This is a genomic window from Curtobacterium sp. MCLR17_043 (assembly GCF_003224215.1).
GTDB lineage: Bacteria > Actinomycetota > Actinomycetes > Actinomycetales > Microbacteriaceae > Curtobacterium > Curtobacterium flaccumfaciens.
The window spans coordinates 115,964-129,151 of the sequence record NZ_QKLH01000006.1 but is presented as its reverse complement, the minus strand read 5'-3'; the positions used below and the strand labels follow the sequence as shown (position 1 = coordinate 129,151).

Genomic DNA, 13,188 nt, shown 5'->3' with positions numbered 1-13,188 from the left:
AGTTCGGGGGACGCAAAGTTGCCCATCTGCGGTGGAATCGTGCGTCGTCGTGGTGCTCGCGCGGGGATCCGACTGGTGCGCGCATGGAACCGTCGCCGGTCCTGCGTGGGCGGTCAGCGTGGTCGGAGTCAGCGGTGCCGGGCGGGTCGCCCGGAGCTGTTGTCTCCACGGGCCTCCGAGTCGATGCGCTCACGCTTGGTGACGGCATCGATCGCTTCGCTCACCGTCGAGTCCGGATGCGTCTCACGCCAACTCCGCACCTTTGCCGGGTCTGGTGCGCACCCCGGGGGGATCGGGGTACTCCCGACGATGCTCGGAGCGAAGGCGGCGTACGTGATCGTCGCGAGCGCGGCCAAACACGCGTAGAGCAGATCGAGCGAGAGCCAGGCGCCGACCGTCGACACGATCCCGAAGAGGACGATGAAGGCCGGCGCCCGACGCCTCATCGGAAGCACCCTCGCTTCACTGCCGCGATGCCGAGGAGCTCAGCCCCCAGCGCAGCCGCAGCCCCGCCGAGGGCCCGGATCTTCTCCCAGCTGAAGGACGCGCCCCACATGATCCGGACTGCCTTCGTGACGCCGCCGAGCGAGTTGATCAAACGTTTGATCTTCAAGATCTTCGCGACGGGGAATGCCGTTGAGGCGATCACGAGCGCGATCGCTCCCGTGCACTCGAGGATGCTCGCACGAGTCGCTCGCTGGACCAGCGGGTTGCCAGCTGTCCATTCCTCGTACGCGGTCTGGCCCTGGAGGAGGACGGCTTCCGGAACGCTCTCGATCAGCGCAAGCCCGCGTTCGACGTCGGCGGCCTGGAGATCGAGGTCCTCGACGATCGAGGTGACCGAAGCCGCAGGTGCTCCCGTGGCAGCGTGAGCTGGCGGAGCGGCGAACGTCGGCGCGCACAACCCGGTTGCCAACAGGCCAACAATTGCGATCTTGCTCGTGGAGACGGTGAACGACGTCATTGGGTTTCCCTCCCGATCGGCGCCCTTCGACGGTCAGGCACCAATCTGCCGCTGTCCGGTGAAATGTGCAACGTCATACGATGCGTCGAACTCGTCCACGCCCCTGCGGGCCCGCACGGGCGCTTGGGGGTACCGTCGGAATGTGGAACATCAGCGGCGGGAGGTTGGGCGCGTGAGGCGGAGTGGGGTCCGGGTGATCCTGTTCGCCAGCATGGCGCTCGGGGCCTCGATGCTGAGCGCTCCGAACGAGGCGTCGTGGGATCCGGGGGTGTTCCTGCTCGTCGGTGGCGCCGTCTGCGCCCTGTCGATCTTGCTCGGTCGGCGTCATCGCGGAGGCACCGTGCGGGCCAGGATCTCCGCGTCGGACTGGGTGGTGCTGTCGACCGGCCTCGGGGCAGGGCTGCTCGTCGGACTCCTCTTCTTCGACGGCTCGGCTGCCTTCGGCGCGCTCTTCCCGGTCCCGTTCGTGGCGATCCACGCCGCCGTGAGTCGCTCCGACGGAAGCCTGCGAGCCCGGTCGATCGTGCTCGCGGTGACGGCGGCGTTGGTCGTCGCGATCCTCGTCAGGGGTGGCGATCCGCAGCGCGGCTTCGCTGACCTCGTCCAGGGGGCCGTGGTCGGCGGCGTCCTGTTGACGCTCGCGCTGGTCCTCTTGAGCGCTGTGCGGAGACAGCGGGCCTGAAGCTGCTGCGGTGCACTCCAGCTCTGCGGGCCGCGTGATCGGTACGGTGGTCGCCATGGCCCGATTCACGCCCCCAGCCGCTGACGCGATGCGCGCCCGGCTCCTGCTCGCCGCGCGGGACGAGTTCGCCGCGGTCGGACTGGCCGCCGGCAGGGTCGAACGGATCGGTGCCGCGGCGTCGAGCAACAAGGCGCAGGTCTTCCACTACTTCGGCAGCAAGGAGGGGCTGTTCGACGCCCTCGTCGCGGACACCGTGACCGAGACGTTCGCCCAGGCTCCACTCGACACCGCCGACCTCGCCGCCTGGGCCGGCCGGGTGCACGACTCCTACGCCCGTCGCCCCTGGGCCCAGCGGCTCGCGACCTGGCACCGGCTCGAGCGCGCCGACGTCCCGCTCGAGTCCGTCGCGACCAGCTACGCAGACGCGGTGGCCGAGGTCGAGCACGCGCAGCGCGCCGGGGTCCTGCCGCGGGCGTTCCGTCCGGCGGTGCTCCTCGGGCTCGTCCTGCACACCGCTGCGTTCTGGAGCGCGACCGCTCCGGAGTACGAGCCGCTGGTGCAGGCCGTGACGCCGCCGCGGCGTCGCCAGGTCGTGGTCGACGCGGTCACAGCCCTGCTCGGCGGGAAGTCCTGATCCATTGGTCCTCGAGGGTTGCCCGCCGACGAGCCGGGCGTACGCTCGGCGCATGAGCAACGAGAACCGGGTGTACCGTGCCGCCTTCGGACGGCCGAGCATCTCGGTCGGTGTGGCGTGGCTCGCGCTCGGGGTCGTCTGGGCGGTCCTCGCGATCCTCGATCCCGCCGTCTGGCGCGCGGTCCTGGCCGCCGTCTGGATCGTTCTCGGCAGCGTCACGCTCGCGGTCTCGCTGCGTGACAAGAAGCTCGGACTCGGCCGGTACCAGCGCTAGCGCCGCCGGACGGAACGTGCGGGACGGAGCCGCACCGGGCCTCCTGGCCGTCCCTCAGCCGGCTGCGCCGGCGGCGACCCGCAGCGTCCGCTCCGCGTCGTCGAGGTAGTCGGCGAGCAGCGCCGAGGCGGCGTCCTGGTCGCCACCGCGCAACGCGGACACGATCGCGTCGTTGCGTTCGACGAAGTCGGCGTGGAACGAGGCCGGGTCGGCGGTGGTCAGGAAGGCGAGCCGCATCTCGGCGAGCAGGCCGTCCATCAGGGCGTGGATCCGCTCGCTCGGCACCGCGCGCACGAGCTCGGCGTGGAACCGGATGTCGGCCGTGCCGACCGCACCCCAGTCGCCCGCGGACGCTGCTGCCCGGGCGTCGGCGACCGCTGCGGCGGCCTCGGCGAGTGCCGGTGCGTCGGGGGTGCAGGCACGGACGGCTGCCTCTTCGAGCACCCGCCGAGCCGCGTAGAGATCGGTGACGTCGGCGGCGGAGAGCCGGCGGACGAACACCCCGCGGTTGAACACGTGCTCGACCAGGCGGTCGCGGGCGAGCAGCCGGAAGGCCTCGCGCAGGGTGTTCCGCGAGACCCCGAGCTGGTCGCTCAACCGCTCCTCGGACAGCTGCGCCCCGGGGGAGAACCCACCCGACGCGATCATGGTGCGCAACCGCGTGGCCGTGGAGTCAGCGCCGCCGACGGTTCGGGTCATGGCACCGATCCTGGCACGGGTGGCGTTTGTGAAGGGCGTGTTACAGAGCAGAACCGGCTCTTGCGATTGTTGAACAATGCGGTCCAGACTGTCCCGCATGTTCGTCCTCATCGGCGTCGCCGTCGTCATCGTCGGCTTCGCATTGCGCATCAATGCGCTCCTCGTCGTCACGGTCGCGGGCATCGTGACCGCGGCCATCGGCGGGATCGGTCCCGTCGGCATCCTCGACGCGTTCGGCAACGGGTTCGCCTCGAGCCGGTCCGTCACGACCTTCGCGCTCGTCCTGCCCGTCATCGGTCTGATCGAGCGCTACGGCCTGCAGGACCAGGCGAAGCGCCTCATCGCGAAGCTCGACAAGCTCACGACGGGTCGTCTGCTCGCCGGCTACCTGGTGATCCGGCAGGTCACCGCGGCGGTCGGCCTGACCAGCATCGGTGGCCCGGCGCAGACCGTGCGCCCGCTGGTCTACCCGATGGCCGAGGGTGCGGCGACCAAGAAGTACGGGCGGATCGACGACCGCATGCGCGAGAAGATCAAGGGCTACTCGGCGTCATCGGACACCGTCGGCGTGTTCTTCGGCGAGGACGTCTTCGTCGCCGTCGGCTCGATCCTGCTCATCACGACGTTCGTCGACTCGACCTACGGGCTGTCGCTCGAACCGATCGACCTGGCCCTGTGGGCGATCCCCACGGGCATCGCGGCACTCATCGTGCACGGCGGACGCCTGCTGCTGTTCGACCGCCGACTCGACAAGATGGCGGCGGACGCCCGTGCCGACGCCCCGACCCTGGGGGCAGCAGCGTGATCACCAGCGAATGGCTCTACTGGCTCATCGGCGCGTTCTTCATCGCCGTCGCCGTCCTGATCGTCACCGACACCGCGCACGCGAAGCGCCTGGGCAACGCGGCGTTCTGGGGCATCCTCGGCCTGTCGTTCTTCTACGGCACCTTCGTCGCCGCCGGCACCGTGCCGGCCTGGACACTCGGGATCGCCGTCCTCGTGATGGTCGCGCTCGCCGGGCTCGGCTTCACCGGCACGACGAGCCGCACCCGGGTCGCGAGCATCCCCGGCGCCGGCACGGGTGCCGAGACCGGCCCCGCCGAGCCCACCGGCGTGACGCAGGAGATCACGGACGCCGGCAGCGGCAGCACGAGTGTGCTCGCCACCACCAGCCCGGACGAGCGCGCCGCGTTCGCGACGAAGTACGGCAACCGGCTCTTCATCCCGGCCCTCGTGGTGCCGGTGGTCGCCGTGCTGGTCGCGACGCTCGGCCCGCTCGTCTCGTTCGGCGGCGAACCGCTCCTCGCCGAGGGCAGCGCGACCCTGACCGGCCTGGGCATCGGTTCGGTGCTCGCCGTGGTCGTGGCGGTGTTCGTCCTGCGCCCGCCGAAGATCGCCACCCCGATCCGCGAGGGCGGTCGCCTGCTGCAGGCGATCGGCTGGGCGGCGCTGCTGCCGCAGATGCTCTCGACGCTCGGCATCGTCTTCACGCAGGCGGGGGTCGGTGACGCCGTCGGCACGATCATCAAGTCGGTCCTGCCCGACGGCTCGCTGCTCGCCGCCGTGGTCATCTACTGCCTGGGCATGGCCCTGTTCACCATCATCATGGGCAACGCCTTCGCCGCCTTCCCGATCATGACGGCCGCGATCGGCTGGCCCGTCCTGGTGCAGGGCTTCGACGGCAACCCCGCCGCGATCTTCGCGATCGGCATGCTCGCCGGCTTCTGCGGCACGCTCGTCACCCCGATGGCCGCGAACTTCAACCTCGTGCCGGCCGCGTTGCTCGAGATGCGGGACAAGTACGGCCCGATCAAGGCGCAGATCCCCACCGCCGCCATCCTGCTCGTCGTCAACATGGGAGTCATGTACCTTGTCGCATTCTGATGCCGCCCCGATCGACCTGACCCGGGCCGCGTGGGCCGACCGCTTCGCGGCCGTCGCCGCGGACAACACGACCCGCGAGTACCCGTACGCCGCGCACCACGCGACGTCCGGGCCGGACGACCGGGCCCTGCCCGTCGAGCTCCACCCCGCCTTCGCCACGTCGTACGACTGGCACTCGTCGGTGCACATGCACTGGCTCGCGGCGCGCCTGGTCGCGCACGGCCTGCCCACCGACCTGGAGGCCCGGCTCACCGCGATCCTGCAGGCGCACCTCACGACGGATCACCTGGCGACCGAGGCCGCTTACCTGCGCGAGACGCCGCACTACGAGCGCCCCTACGGCTGGGCGTGGCTCGCGCGGCTCGCCGCCGAGGTGTCGGCATCCGAGGCGCCCGCCGTCCGGGCACTGGCACCGGGGTTCGCACCCGTCGTCGACGTCCTCGAAGACCTGGTCGTCCGGTGGATCGACGGCGCCGCGCACCCGGTCCGGCACGGCGTGCACTCGAACTCGGCGTTCGGACTGCTGCTCGTGCTCGAGGCCGCCCGGTCGCTCGACCGTCCGGCCCTGGCGGCAGCGGTCGAGGGGGCTGCACGGGACTGGTTCGGCGCGGACGCCGGGTGGCCGTTCGCCTGGGAGCGGAGCGGGCACGACTTCCTGTCCGCGGGCTTCGCCGAAGCCGACCTGATGCGTGCGGTGCTGCCCGCCGCGGAGTTCGCGACGTGGGCCCACGGCTTCTTCGCCGCGGTGCAGCCGGGTGACGCGATCCTGCGGTCGACGGTGGTCCGTGACGAGAACGACCCGCAGCAGGTGCACCTGTTCGGGCTCGACCTGTCGCGGGCGGGGTCGGCCCGGCGCATCGCGGACGCACTCCGCGCCGGCGGTCCGGACGCCTCCGGCACCGGCGTCGCCGACCTGCTCGACGACGCGGCCGACCGGCTGCTGGCCTCGGGGCTCGCGGCGAGCGTCGGCGAGGAGTACTACTCCACCCACTGGCTGGCGAGCTTCGCCTGGGACGCCATGGAGGCCCGGGAGCACGCCGCCCGCTGATCGTTCGTCGGGAGCGCTGATCGTCTGCGGACACGTCGAGGATCCGGAGTAGCTTCGGGGCCATGAGCGATCCGAAGGACGACGAGAACCTCGACGACTTCCGCGAGGCGCAGGAGACCGACTACGAACCGCAGCCGACCGTGCTCGACCCCGACGACCTGCCGGTGGTCGACGACGCGGACGACGAACTGCTCCCCGACGACGACCGACCGGTGCCGCTCGACACCGACGACGACACGATCTGAGCGATCGCGCCGTCGTCGTACCGCGGCACCGGCGTCGGCGTCGGCGTCAGCTTCGGTGTCGGCGCCCGCTCAGTCGAGCGGGAGGGTCCGCGCGAAGGTGCGGGTGACCGGAGTCGCGGCGAGGAACGGTGCCATCGCCGGAGCGCCCTCGGGTGTCGCGCGCCAGGCCACGTAGGTGTCGTGGTCCTCGGGGGTCGTCCACGACTCGACGACGACCATGCGTGCCGGGTCCTCGTCGTCGACCAGGACCTCGAGCGACTCCAGGCCGTGGAACGACGCGGTCTGTTCGAGCGTCTCGCGGATCGCACCCTGGAGTGCGTCTTCGGGGGCGTCGCTCTGGAACTGGACCTCGAGCAGGACGGTCATCGACATGGGGAACCTTTCGTCAGCGGTGTCCAAGCCAACCCCTGACCCCCTGCGCTTGTTCCGGGGCGGTCAGCCGACGATGCGGAACCGGAGCGGATCGCCCGGACGGAGCTGCGCAGCGAGGTCGATCGACGACGGTGTCAGGACGGCGACGACCGGGTAGCCGCCGGTCACCGGGTGGTCGGCGAGGAACAGCACGGGGAAGCCCTCGGGCGGCACCTGCAGTGACCCGGTCTCGACGCCCTCGCTCGGCAGTTCGCGTGCCACGGAGCGGGCGAGCGGCGTCTCGGCCGTGGTGCGGACCCCCACGCGGTCGCTGTCCGCACTGACGGAGAAGTCCTGGCCGGTCAGGGTCGTGCGCCACTCCGGGGTGAACCAGTCGTCGCGCGGTCCGGGCACCACGTCGAGCACGACCGGCTCGTCGGGCCACCGCGGCTCGGGCTGCGGCACCGCGTCGACGATCGGCCACGACACCCGCGCGTCACCGACGGGCAGGACGTCACCGGCCGACAGCGGCGGCGGTCCGAGGCGCGCGAGGGAGTCCCACGAGCGACTGCCGAGCACCGGGTCGACCGCGAAGCCCCCGAGGACCGCGACGTAGGCACGCAGGCCCACGGTCGCGGTGCCGATCCGGAGCGTGTCGCCCGGGGCCAGGAGCAGCACCTCGTGCGAGGCCGCACCCCGGACCGACCCGTCCGCCCGCTCGACCTCGACGGGGCAGGCCGCGCCGGTGGTGGCCGCGACCACGTACGCGTCGGCGCGCAGCGTGACGGAGCCGAGCAGGACCTCCAGGACGGCCGCGTCGGGACGGTTGCCGACCAGCCGGTTGGCGAGCGCCGCGGAGCCGCGGTCGGCGGCTCCGGCCGCGCCGAGACCCATGTCGCTGAACCCCGGGCGCCCGAGGTCCTGCGTGGTCGCGCCGTAGCCGACCTGCACGACGGTCAGCGCGGTCATGCCGCACCCGCCACGACGAACCGGACGAGCGTGCCGGCGGGGGCGAGTGCCGGAGGCGTGCGGTCGAGGGACCACATCGGCACCTCGGTGCGGCCGATGAGCTGCCAGCCGCCGGGGGAGGTCCTCGGGTAGACGGCGCTGAACTCGCCGGCCACCGCGACGGCCCCGCTCGGGACGGCCGTCCGGGCGGTGCTGCGGCGGGGCAGGTCGAGCGGTCGAGCACTGCCGGTGAGGTAGCTGAAGCCGGGTGCGAAGCCGCAGAACGCGCTCGTCCAGAGCTGCCCGGTGTGCCACGCCACGAGCTCGTCCCGCCGCATGCCGGTCAGCTCGGTGACGGTGTCGAGGTCCTCGCCGTCGTAGGTGACGGGGATGACGAGCGGGTCGGCGTCGTGCGCTTCGAGTGTGGCGCTGACCGGGGTGACCTGGGCGAGCTCGGAGCGGAGCCGCCCGGCGTCCGTCGTCGTCGGGTCGAACCGGAGCAGCAGAGTCCGGGCGCCGGAGACGACCTCGGTCAGCCCCGGCAGGGTGGCGTGTGCGAGCCCGGCGCGGAAGGCGACGACGTCGGCGAGCGACTCGAACGTGGCGAGGAGTGCGGTGCCGCCAACGGAGCGGACCTCGGGACCCGTCACGGCGCGAGCGGCGGGGACGGTGCGAAGGGCGCGATCGTCACGCCGTGCTCGGTCAGCAGCGCTCGGACGGATCGGGCCATCGCGACCGCGTCGGGGGAGTCTCCGTGCACGCAGACCGAGTCGGCACGCACGGCGATCTCGGACCCGTCGACGGCGGTCGCGACGCCGTCGGTGACCATGCGGAGCACCCGGGCTGCGACCTCGTCCGGGTCGTGCAGCACCGACCCCGGCTGTTTCCGTGACACCAGCGAGCCGTCGGGTTCGTAGGCGCGGTCGGCGAACGACTCGCTCACCGTGCGGAGCCCGTGCCGCTCGGCCGCCAGCAGCAGCTCCGACCCGGGCAGCGCGAGCACCGCGAGGGACGGGTCGGCGTCGGCCACGGCACGGACGACCGCCTCGGCCTGCACCGGGTCGGCGCAGGCGGTGTTGTACAGGGCGCCGTGGGGCTTGACGTAGGTGACGGCCGCGCCGGCGACGTGGGCCGTGGCGGCCATCGCTCCGAGCTGGTGCACGACGTCGGCGTACAGCTCGTCGGGCGTGACGTGCACGGGTCGGCGGCCGAACCCGATCAGGTCGCGGTAGGCCACGTGGGCGCCGACCGCCACACCACGTTCGGCGGCGGCGCGGGCGGTGGTGAGCATGATCGTCGGGTCGCCGGCGTGGAACCCGCAGGCGACGTTGGCGCTCGAGACGACGTCGAGCATCGCGGCATCGTCCCCCATGGCCCAGGCGCCGAAGCCCTCGCCCAGGTCGCTGTTCAGGTCGATCGTCGTCACGGGTGCTCCCTGTCCTCGCGGGTTGTTGAACAATCTAGCGAGTGCGCCGGTCCGTGTCACCTGTGCCGGACGGCTCGTTCCGAGGGGCGGCACGTACTGTCCGAGTCCTCAGCAACACCGGGGGCAGCGCCTCCGGATCGACCACTCCACTGGAGCAGATCATGACCGACAGCGACAACACCCACGGCACCCCGGCGAACGACCCGGAGGGCACCGAGAAGCCGGGCGGCCTCGGCGACGACAACACCATCCCCAACAACCCCGACGGCCTCGCCGCCGGTCACGCGGGTGACGACTCGCACTTCAACCCGGAAGAGGACGGCGAGCAGTAGGCGCTCCGTCCGGCCTGCGGGTCGATGCAGAACGACACCGTCGTTGTCCTCGACAGCGGCGGTGTCGTTCTGCGTCCGCACCCCTCCGTCGGCACCCGACGAAACATGCGCGACAAAACCTTCCGGCAGGAGGTTTCCGGTGCTACAGTCCCGATCACCTAGCAGCACTAGGGATTCAGTGGGCACCGAAGCCCCCTGTGACTCAAGGAGGAGTCATGTCGACACCGACGTCGAAGGAAGAACCCACGCGGGGCATCGCCGGGACCGCGTCCCCAGCGGTCACCGCAGCCGCCGGAGCCACCGCCACGGACGCCGCTGCGTCCCGGGCGTTCTCGGTCGAGGGCATCACGCAGTCCGTCAGCACCGTCCGGGTGGGTCGGGGGTACCTCTGGGGCCTCAGCTTCGCCCAGTTCGGCCTGTTCGTCGCCCTGCTCACCCCCGTCTTCGTGAGCATGTCGATCAAGGCGACGGAGCTGAACCCGACGAGCCCCGAGACCGTCGTCGGCTCGGTCCTGCCGTTCGGCGCGCTCGGCGCCCTGTTCGCCAACCCCCTGTTCGGCGCGCTCTCCGACCGCACCCGCACGCGGTGGGGCCGTCGACGCCCCTGGATGGTCGGCGGTGTCGTCGTCTTCGTCGGTTCCCTCGCCTGGCTCGCGTTCTCGCCCGACGTGCTCCAGCTCACCCTGGCCTGGGTGCTGGCGCAGGTCTCCGCCAACGCCGTCCTGTCCACGCTGACGGCGAGCTTCGCCGACAACGTGCCGGAGTTCCAGCGCGGCAAGGCGTCGAGCGTCATCGCCCTGGCGCAGAACATCGCGATCCTGGCCGGGCTCTACCTGGCCGTGTACCTGGTCGGCAACCTGCCGGTCCTGTTCATCGCACCGGGCGTCCTGGCGATCATCGCGGTCCTCGTCTACTCGTTCGTCGCCCGCGACGACCTGCCGACGACGCCGGTCAAGCCCTTCAGCTGGATCAACCTGATCAACTCGTTCTGGACGAACCCGATCAAGCACCGCGACTTCGGGCTCGCCTGGTGGGGCCGTTTCCTCATCACCTTCGGCACGTTCATGTTCACGACGTACCGACTCCTCTACATGCAGGACCGCATCGGGCTCCCGCAGGGCGAAGCGGTCGGGGCCGTCGCGTTCGGCGTGCTGCTGTACACGATCGCCCTGCTCGTCAGTGCGGCCGTCTCCGGCTGGGTGTCCGACCGGATCCAGCGTCGCAAGGTCTTCGTCTGGGGTTCGACGGCCATGACCGCCGTCGGCCTGGTGATCCTGGCCCACGTCGACAGTGTCGGCGGGTTCTACTTCGCCGAGATCGTCCTCGGTTTCGCCTTCGGCATCTACGCCGCCATCGACACCGCCCTGGTCGTCGACGTGCTGCCCGACCCGGAGCGCCCCGGCAAGGACCTCGGCGTCATCAACATCGCGAACGCCCTGCCGCAGTCACTCGCCCCCGCCGTCGGTCTGTTCCTCCTCGGCATCGGTGGCGGCCAGAACTACACGCTCATGCTCTGGGGTGCCGGCGTCGCCGTCATCCTCGGCGCCCTGGTGATCCTGCCCATCAAGTCGGTCCGCTGACCGACGTGGCCGGTCGCAGGCACACCGCACCCGGCCACGCAGCGTCCCACTGCGGGACACGGACGCGCGGACAGCGGTCGCTCCGTACGGCAGGATCGGAGTGGCATTCCCTCATTCGCTGCAAGGAGCGCCATGCCACGGACGGCACACACCACACATATCGCCGCAGGCGTCATCCTCGCCGTCTTCGGATCGGTCATGGTCGCTCAATCCGCCGCCGCTGATCCGCAGCCTGTCGTGATCGGGGTACTCGCGAACACGACGCCGCCAGAGCGGATCGTGCCGCAACGCTGGGGTGACGGCGACATCACCCTGCGCTCCGCGACGAAGACGACCGTCGGTGTGACGTTCCCGCACCAAGACGGCACCTCGCTCAACCTGGAGGACTTCGACATCGAACGGAATGACGGTGAGGACCTCGCTGTCGGCACGTTTCCGCTCGGGAAGACCGGCGAGCTCGAGGTCCGCGACATCGCGTTCAACGATGCCGGCACGATGGCCCGGTTCGATGCGGTGTTCCGCCTGCGCGGAGACCTGCCTTCCGACGCGACGTTCGGGCAGATCCGCTTCGGGCAGGACGAAGCGGACGTCCGGTTCGCCGGCACACACCTGCACTGGCCGCAGACTCCGGTCAACGGGACGCGGGTCTGGGTCACCGAGGCAGTGCACAACGCCAGTTCCGCACCCGTGACGCTCGGGCGCGTTGCCCTCGGCGGACCGCAGGCCGGGGACTGGGCGCTGGCTGATGACGCATGCAGCGCGACCGTCCTGCCTGCGGGATCGACCTGCTCTGTCCGGATCGGGTTCTCGCCGAAGCACGGTGGTCCCCGGACGGCGGCGCTGACGGTGCCCACGGGTTCTTCGACGGCCACGGCAGACCTGTCTGGGGACGCTCCCCTCGGCATCACGCGACTGACGGTCAAGGGACGCAACTGGGTCGCGCTCGGCAAGACGAGGACCGATGCTGACGGGCCCTTCTCGCTTTGGGGGCAGCGAAACGGGGACTCCTCGGTGGCGTTCGGCGCCACAGCGACCTACGTCAACGGTGCCAGCGTGAACCGACTCGAGCTCGCCATGCCGAGGGGGCAGGCTCTGCGGGACGGGACGTTCGCGGTCGGTGGCAACGAAACGGACGTCCCGAGCCTGAACATCTCGCGCGCGTACCGGGACTGCTTCGGGACGACGGGGACGGAGACGATCTCCGGCCTGAAGTTCAAGGACCGAGGGATGGTCGACCGAGCGCGAGTCGTCTTCACCGTTGACTGCCCAGGGGACCCGTACCCGGACCCGATCCGAGGAGAACTGCTCTTCCGCCACCGTGCTGACGTCACTGCCCCGCGTGGCCCCGCTGGCGTGACGATCACCGGAGCGGAGGAAACGCACCGTCAGCTGGGGGCGGTCAAAGTCGTCCGACGCTGTGTCCACTGTCGTGCGACTCGTCGAGGGTGACGGCACCGGTGCGACCGTCCTGTCCGGCTCGGCCATCGGTACAGCGGCGGCTGGTTCAGCCACACTTCCGGCGCTGCGTACCGGGCAGCGCTACACCGTGCTCGCTTGGGCCGTCGACGCGGCGGGCAACGTGAGCAACCCGATCCGACGGGCGTTGACGCCGTAGAGTCGCGTCCGTCGTGCAACGAGGGGGCTGTGATTGCAGGCGGCTCAGCGTGTCCGTGCCGGCATGGTCGTAGCCGTTTCGCAGCGGGATCGGCCGCCTGCCCAGCTACGTCCGCACGGGCAGATGCCCGTGAGTCAGAGCTGCGGGGTGCGCCTGCCGAACAGTGCGTCGAGGAACCGCGAGAACCGCGACTCCGGCTCGTGGGGCGTCTCGATCGAGCGCGTCGGCGAACGGAACGCCAGGTCGTGCAGCATGTTCCGCTTGGACCCGTCCCAGTTCGCGAACAGGTAGGTCCCGCCGATGAAGGACATGCTCCGGACCGGCGTGCGCTTCCACGAGTCGGCAGCCACGTAGTAGCCCGCGTGGCCGGCGCGGATGTGCTGGATCACGGTGTCCACGTCGATGACACCGGTCGGTGTCACGACGGCGGTGATGCCCGTGCGGTCGCGGGCGACGTACTCGATGAGGTGTTCGGTCACGATGGAACTCTTCGTCACGGTGGTGAG

Annotated in this window: 18 protein-coding genes; 10 read left to right on the top strand and 8 right to left on the bottom strand. The window is 70.9% G+C overall.

What is annotated here, in order from left to right:
- Window positions 1–128 precede the first annotated feature (128 nt).
- Both DEJ03_RS07835 and DEJ03_RS07830 read right to left on the bottom strand, forming a co-directional pair.
- Window positions 129–446, bottom strand: a complete 318-nt coding sequence (locus DEJ03_RS07835; RefSeq protein WP_110864160.1) for a hypothetical protein — start codon at window positions 444–446, stop codon at window positions 129–131.
- Window positions 443–964 carry a hypothetical protein gene (locus DEJ03_RS07830; protein ID WP_110864159.1) on the bottom strand — a complete coding sequence of 174 codons (522 nt, stop codon included), beginning with the start codon at window positions 962–964 and terminating at the stop codon, window positions 443–445. The genes DEJ03_RS07835 and DEJ03_RS07830 overlap by 4 nt, the downstream gene beginning before the upstream one ends.
- A 172-nt stretch (window positions 965–1,136) precedes the next feature.
- Here DEJ03_RS07830 and DEJ03_RS07825 point away from each other — a divergent pair, with 172 nt between their 5' ends.
- The 3 genes from DEJ03_RS07825 to DEJ03_RS07815 are packed head-to-tail and all read left to right on the top strand — an operon-like array spanning window position 1,137 to window position 2,554.
- Window positions 1,137–1,646: a hypothetical protein gene (locus DEJ03_RS07825; protein WP_146237673.1), complete on the top strand. Its 510-nt coding sequence runs from the start codon at window positions 1,137–1,139 to the stop codon at window positions 1,644–1,646.
- Window positions 1,647–1,701: 55 nt separating this feature from the next.
- Window positions 1,702–2,280: a TetR family transcriptional regulator gene (locus DEJ03_RS07820; protein WP_110864157.1), complete on the top strand. Its 579-nt coding sequence runs from the start codon at window positions 1,702–1,704 to the stop codon at window positions 2,278–2,280.
- A gap of 52 nt (window positions 2,281–2,332) precedes the next feature.
- Complete coding sequence (locus tag DEJ03_RS07815; RefSeq protein ID WP_110864156.1) at window positions 2,333–2,554, top strand: hypothetical protein; 222 nt, start codon at window positions 2,333–2,335, stop codon at window positions 2,552–2,554.
- Window positions 2,555–2,608: 54 nt separating this feature from the next.
- On the opposite strand, the gene DEJ03_RS07810 is transcribed toward DEJ03_RS07815, so the two are convergent.
- Window positions 2,609–3,253, bottom strand: a complete 645-nt coding sequence (locus tag DEJ03_RS07810; RefSeq protein WP_110864155.1) for a GntR family transcriptional regulator — start codon at window positions 3,251–3,253, stop codon at window positions 2,609–2,611.
- Between the two features lie 97 nt (window positions 3,254–3,350).
- Here DEJ03_RS07810 and DEJ03_RS07805 point away from each other — a divergent pair, with 97 nt between their 5' ends.
- The 4 genes from DEJ03_RS07805 (at window position 3,351) to DEJ03_RS07790 (ending at window position 6,430) form a co-directional block, all read left to right on the top strand.
- Window positions 3,351–4,058 carry a DUF969 domain-containing protein gene (locus tag DEJ03_RS07805; protein ID WP_027465970.1) on the top strand — a complete coding sequence of 236 codons (708 nt, stop codon included), beginning with the start codon at window positions 3,351–3,353 and terminating at the stop codon, window positions 4,056–4,058.
- The gene (locus DEJ03_RS07800; protein WP_110864154.1) at window positions 4,055–5,137 is read left to right on the top strand and encodes a DUF979 domain-containing protein; all 1,083 of its coding nucleotides are present in this window, start codon (window positions 4,055–4,057) and stop codon (window positions 5,135–5,137) included. Before DEJ03_RS07805 ends, DEJ03_RS07800 begins: the two co-directional genes overlap by 4 nt.
- The gene (locus tag DEJ03_RS07795) at window positions 5,124–6,185 is read left to right on the top strand and encodes a DUF2891 domain-containing protein (protein WP_258370669.1); all 1,062 of its coding nucleotides are present in this window, start codon (window positions 5,124–5,126) and stop codon (window positions 6,183–6,185) included. Before DEJ03_RS07800 ends, DEJ03_RS07795 begins: the two co-directional genes overlap by 14 nt.
- 62 nt (window positions 6,186–6,247) lie before the next feature.
- Window positions 6,248–6,430, top strand: a complete 183-nt coding sequence (locus DEJ03_RS07790) for a hypothetical protein (protein ID WP_110864153.1) — start codon at window positions 6,248–6,250, stop codon at window positions 6,428–6,430.
- A 69-nt stretch (window positions 6,431–6,499) separates the two neighbouring features.
- On the opposite strand, the gene DEJ03_RS07785 is transcribed toward DEJ03_RS07790, so the two are convergent.
- The 4 genes from DEJ03_RS07785 to DEJ03_RS07770 all read right to left on the bottom strand — a co-directional run bounded on the left by DEJ03_RS07785 (window position 6,500) and on the right by DEJ03_RS07770 (window position 9,155).
- The gene (locus DEJ03_RS07785; protein WP_071405925.1) at window positions 6,500–6,802 is read right to left on the bottom strand and encodes a putative quinol monooxygenase; all 303 of its coding nucleotides are present in this window, start codon (window positions 6,800–6,802) and stop codon (window positions 6,500–6,502) included.
- Window positions 6,803–6,865: 63 nt separating this feature from the next.
- Window positions 6,866–7,750 (bottom strand): biotin-dependent carboxyltransferase family protein, encoded by an 885-nt coding sequence (locus tag DEJ03_RS07780; protein ID WP_110864152.1) that lies wholly within the window; start codon window positions 7,748–7,750, stop codon window positions 6,866–6,868.
- The gene (locus DEJ03_RS07775) at window positions 7,747–8,379 is read right to left on the bottom strand and encodes an allophanate hydrolase subunit 1 (protein ID WP_110864151.1); all 633 of its coding nucleotides are present in this window, start codon (window positions 8,377–8,379) and stop codon (window positions 7,747–7,749) included. Before DEJ03_RS07775 ends, DEJ03_RS07780 begins: the two co-directional genes overlap by 4 nt.
- The gene (locus DEJ03_RS07770) at window positions 8,376–9,155 is read right to left on the bottom strand and encodes a LamB/YcsF family protein (RefSeq protein WP_110864150.1); all 780 of its coding nucleotides are present in this window, start codon (window positions 9,153–9,155) and stop codon (window positions 8,376–8,378) included. Before DEJ03_RS07770 ends, DEJ03_RS07775 begins: the two co-directional genes overlap by 4 nt.
- Before the next feature lie 161 nt (window positions 9,156–9,316).
- Here DEJ03_RS07770 and DEJ03_RS17890 point away from each other — a divergent pair, with 161 nt between their 5' ends.
- The 3 genes from DEJ03_RS17890 (at window position 9,317) to DEJ03_RS07760 (ending at window position 12,516) form a co-directional block, all read left to right on the top strand.
- Window positions 9,317–9,487: a hypothetical protein gene (locus tag DEJ03_RS17890; RefSeq protein ID WP_181422642.1), complete on the top strand. Its 171-nt coding sequence runs from the start codon at window positions 9,317–9,319 to the stop codon at window positions 9,485–9,487.
- A gap of 215 nt (window positions 9,488–9,702) precedes the next feature.
- Window positions 9,703–11,067: an MFS transporter gene (locus tag DEJ03_RS07765; RefSeq protein ID WP_110864149.1), complete on the top strand. Its 1,365-nt coding sequence runs from the start codon at window positions 9,703–9,705 to the stop codon at window positions 11,065–11,067.
- Between the two features lie 132 nt (window positions 11,068–11,199).
- Window positions 11,200–12,516, top strand: a complete 1,317-nt coding sequence (locus DEJ03_RS07760; RefSeq protein ID WP_146237672.1) for a hypothetical protein — start codon at window positions 11,200–11,202, stop codon at window positions 12,514–12,516.
- Between the two features lie 300 nt (window positions 12,517–12,816).
- Here DEJ03_RS07760 and DEJ03_RS07750 read toward each other — a convergent pair whose 3' ends face one another.
- Window positions 12,817–13,161, bottom strand: a complete 345-nt coding sequence (locus DEJ03_RS07750; RefSeq protein WP_110864146.1) for a hypothetical protein — start codon at window positions 13,159–13,161, stop codon at window positions 12,817–12,819.
- Window positions 13,162–13,188: the final 27 nt, after the last annotated feature.

What these genes read in the sequence shown, in the direction of transcription:
- DEJ03_RS07835 (WP_110864160.1), bottom strand. Translation starts at nt 446, where the DNA reads ATGAGGCGTCGGGCGCCGGCCTTCATCGTCCTCTTCGGGATCGTGTCG.
- DEJ03_RS07765 (WP_110864149.1), top strand. Translation starts at nt 9,703, where the DNA reads ATGTCGACACCGACGTCGAAGGAAGAACCCACGCGGGGCATCGCCGGG.
- DEJ03_RS07785 (WP_071405925.1), bottom strand. Translation starts at nt 6,802, where the DNA reads ATGTCGATGACCGTCCTGCTCGAGGTCCAGTTCCAGAGCGACGCCCCC.
- DEJ03_RS07815 (WP_110864156.1), top strand. Translation starts at nt 2,333, where the DNA reads ATGAGCAACGAGAACCGGGTGTACCGTGCCGCCTTCGGACGGCCGAGC.
- DEJ03_RS07810 (WP_110864155.1), bottom strand. Translation starts at nt 3,253, where the DNA reads ATGACCCGAACCGTCGGCGGCGCTGACTCCACGGCCACGCGGTTGCGC.
- DEJ03_RS07830 (WP_110864159.1), bottom strand. Translation starts at nt 964, where the DNA reads ATGACGTCGTTCACCGTCTCCACGAGCAAGATCGCAATTGTTGGCCTG.
- DEJ03_RS17890 (WP_181422642.1), top strand. Translation starts at nt 9,317, where the DNA reads ATGACCGACAGCGACAACACCCACGGCACCCCGGCGAACGACCCGGAG.
- DEJ03_RS07780 (WP_110864152.1), bottom strand. Translation starts at nt 7,750, where the DNA reads ATGACCGCGCTGACCGTCGTGCAGGTCGGCTACGGCGCGACCACGCAG.
- DEJ03_RS07760 (WP_146237672.1), top strand. Translation starts at nt 11,200, where the DNA reads ATGCCACGGACGGCACACACCACACATATCGCCGCAGGCGTCATCCTC.
- DEJ03_RS07790 (WP_110864153.1), top strand. Translation starts at nt 6,248, where the DNA reads ATGAGCGATCCGAAGGACGACGAGAACCTCGACGACTTCCGCGAGGCG.
- DEJ03_RS07820 (WP_110864157.1), top strand. Translation starts at nt 1,702, where the DNA reads ATGGCCCGATTCACGCCCCCAGCCGCTGACGCGATGCGCGCCCGGCTC.
- DEJ03_RS07805 (WP_027465970.1), top strand. Translation starts at nt 3,351, where the DNA reads ATGTTCGTCCTCATCGGCGTCGCCGTCGTCATCGTCGGCTTCGCATTG.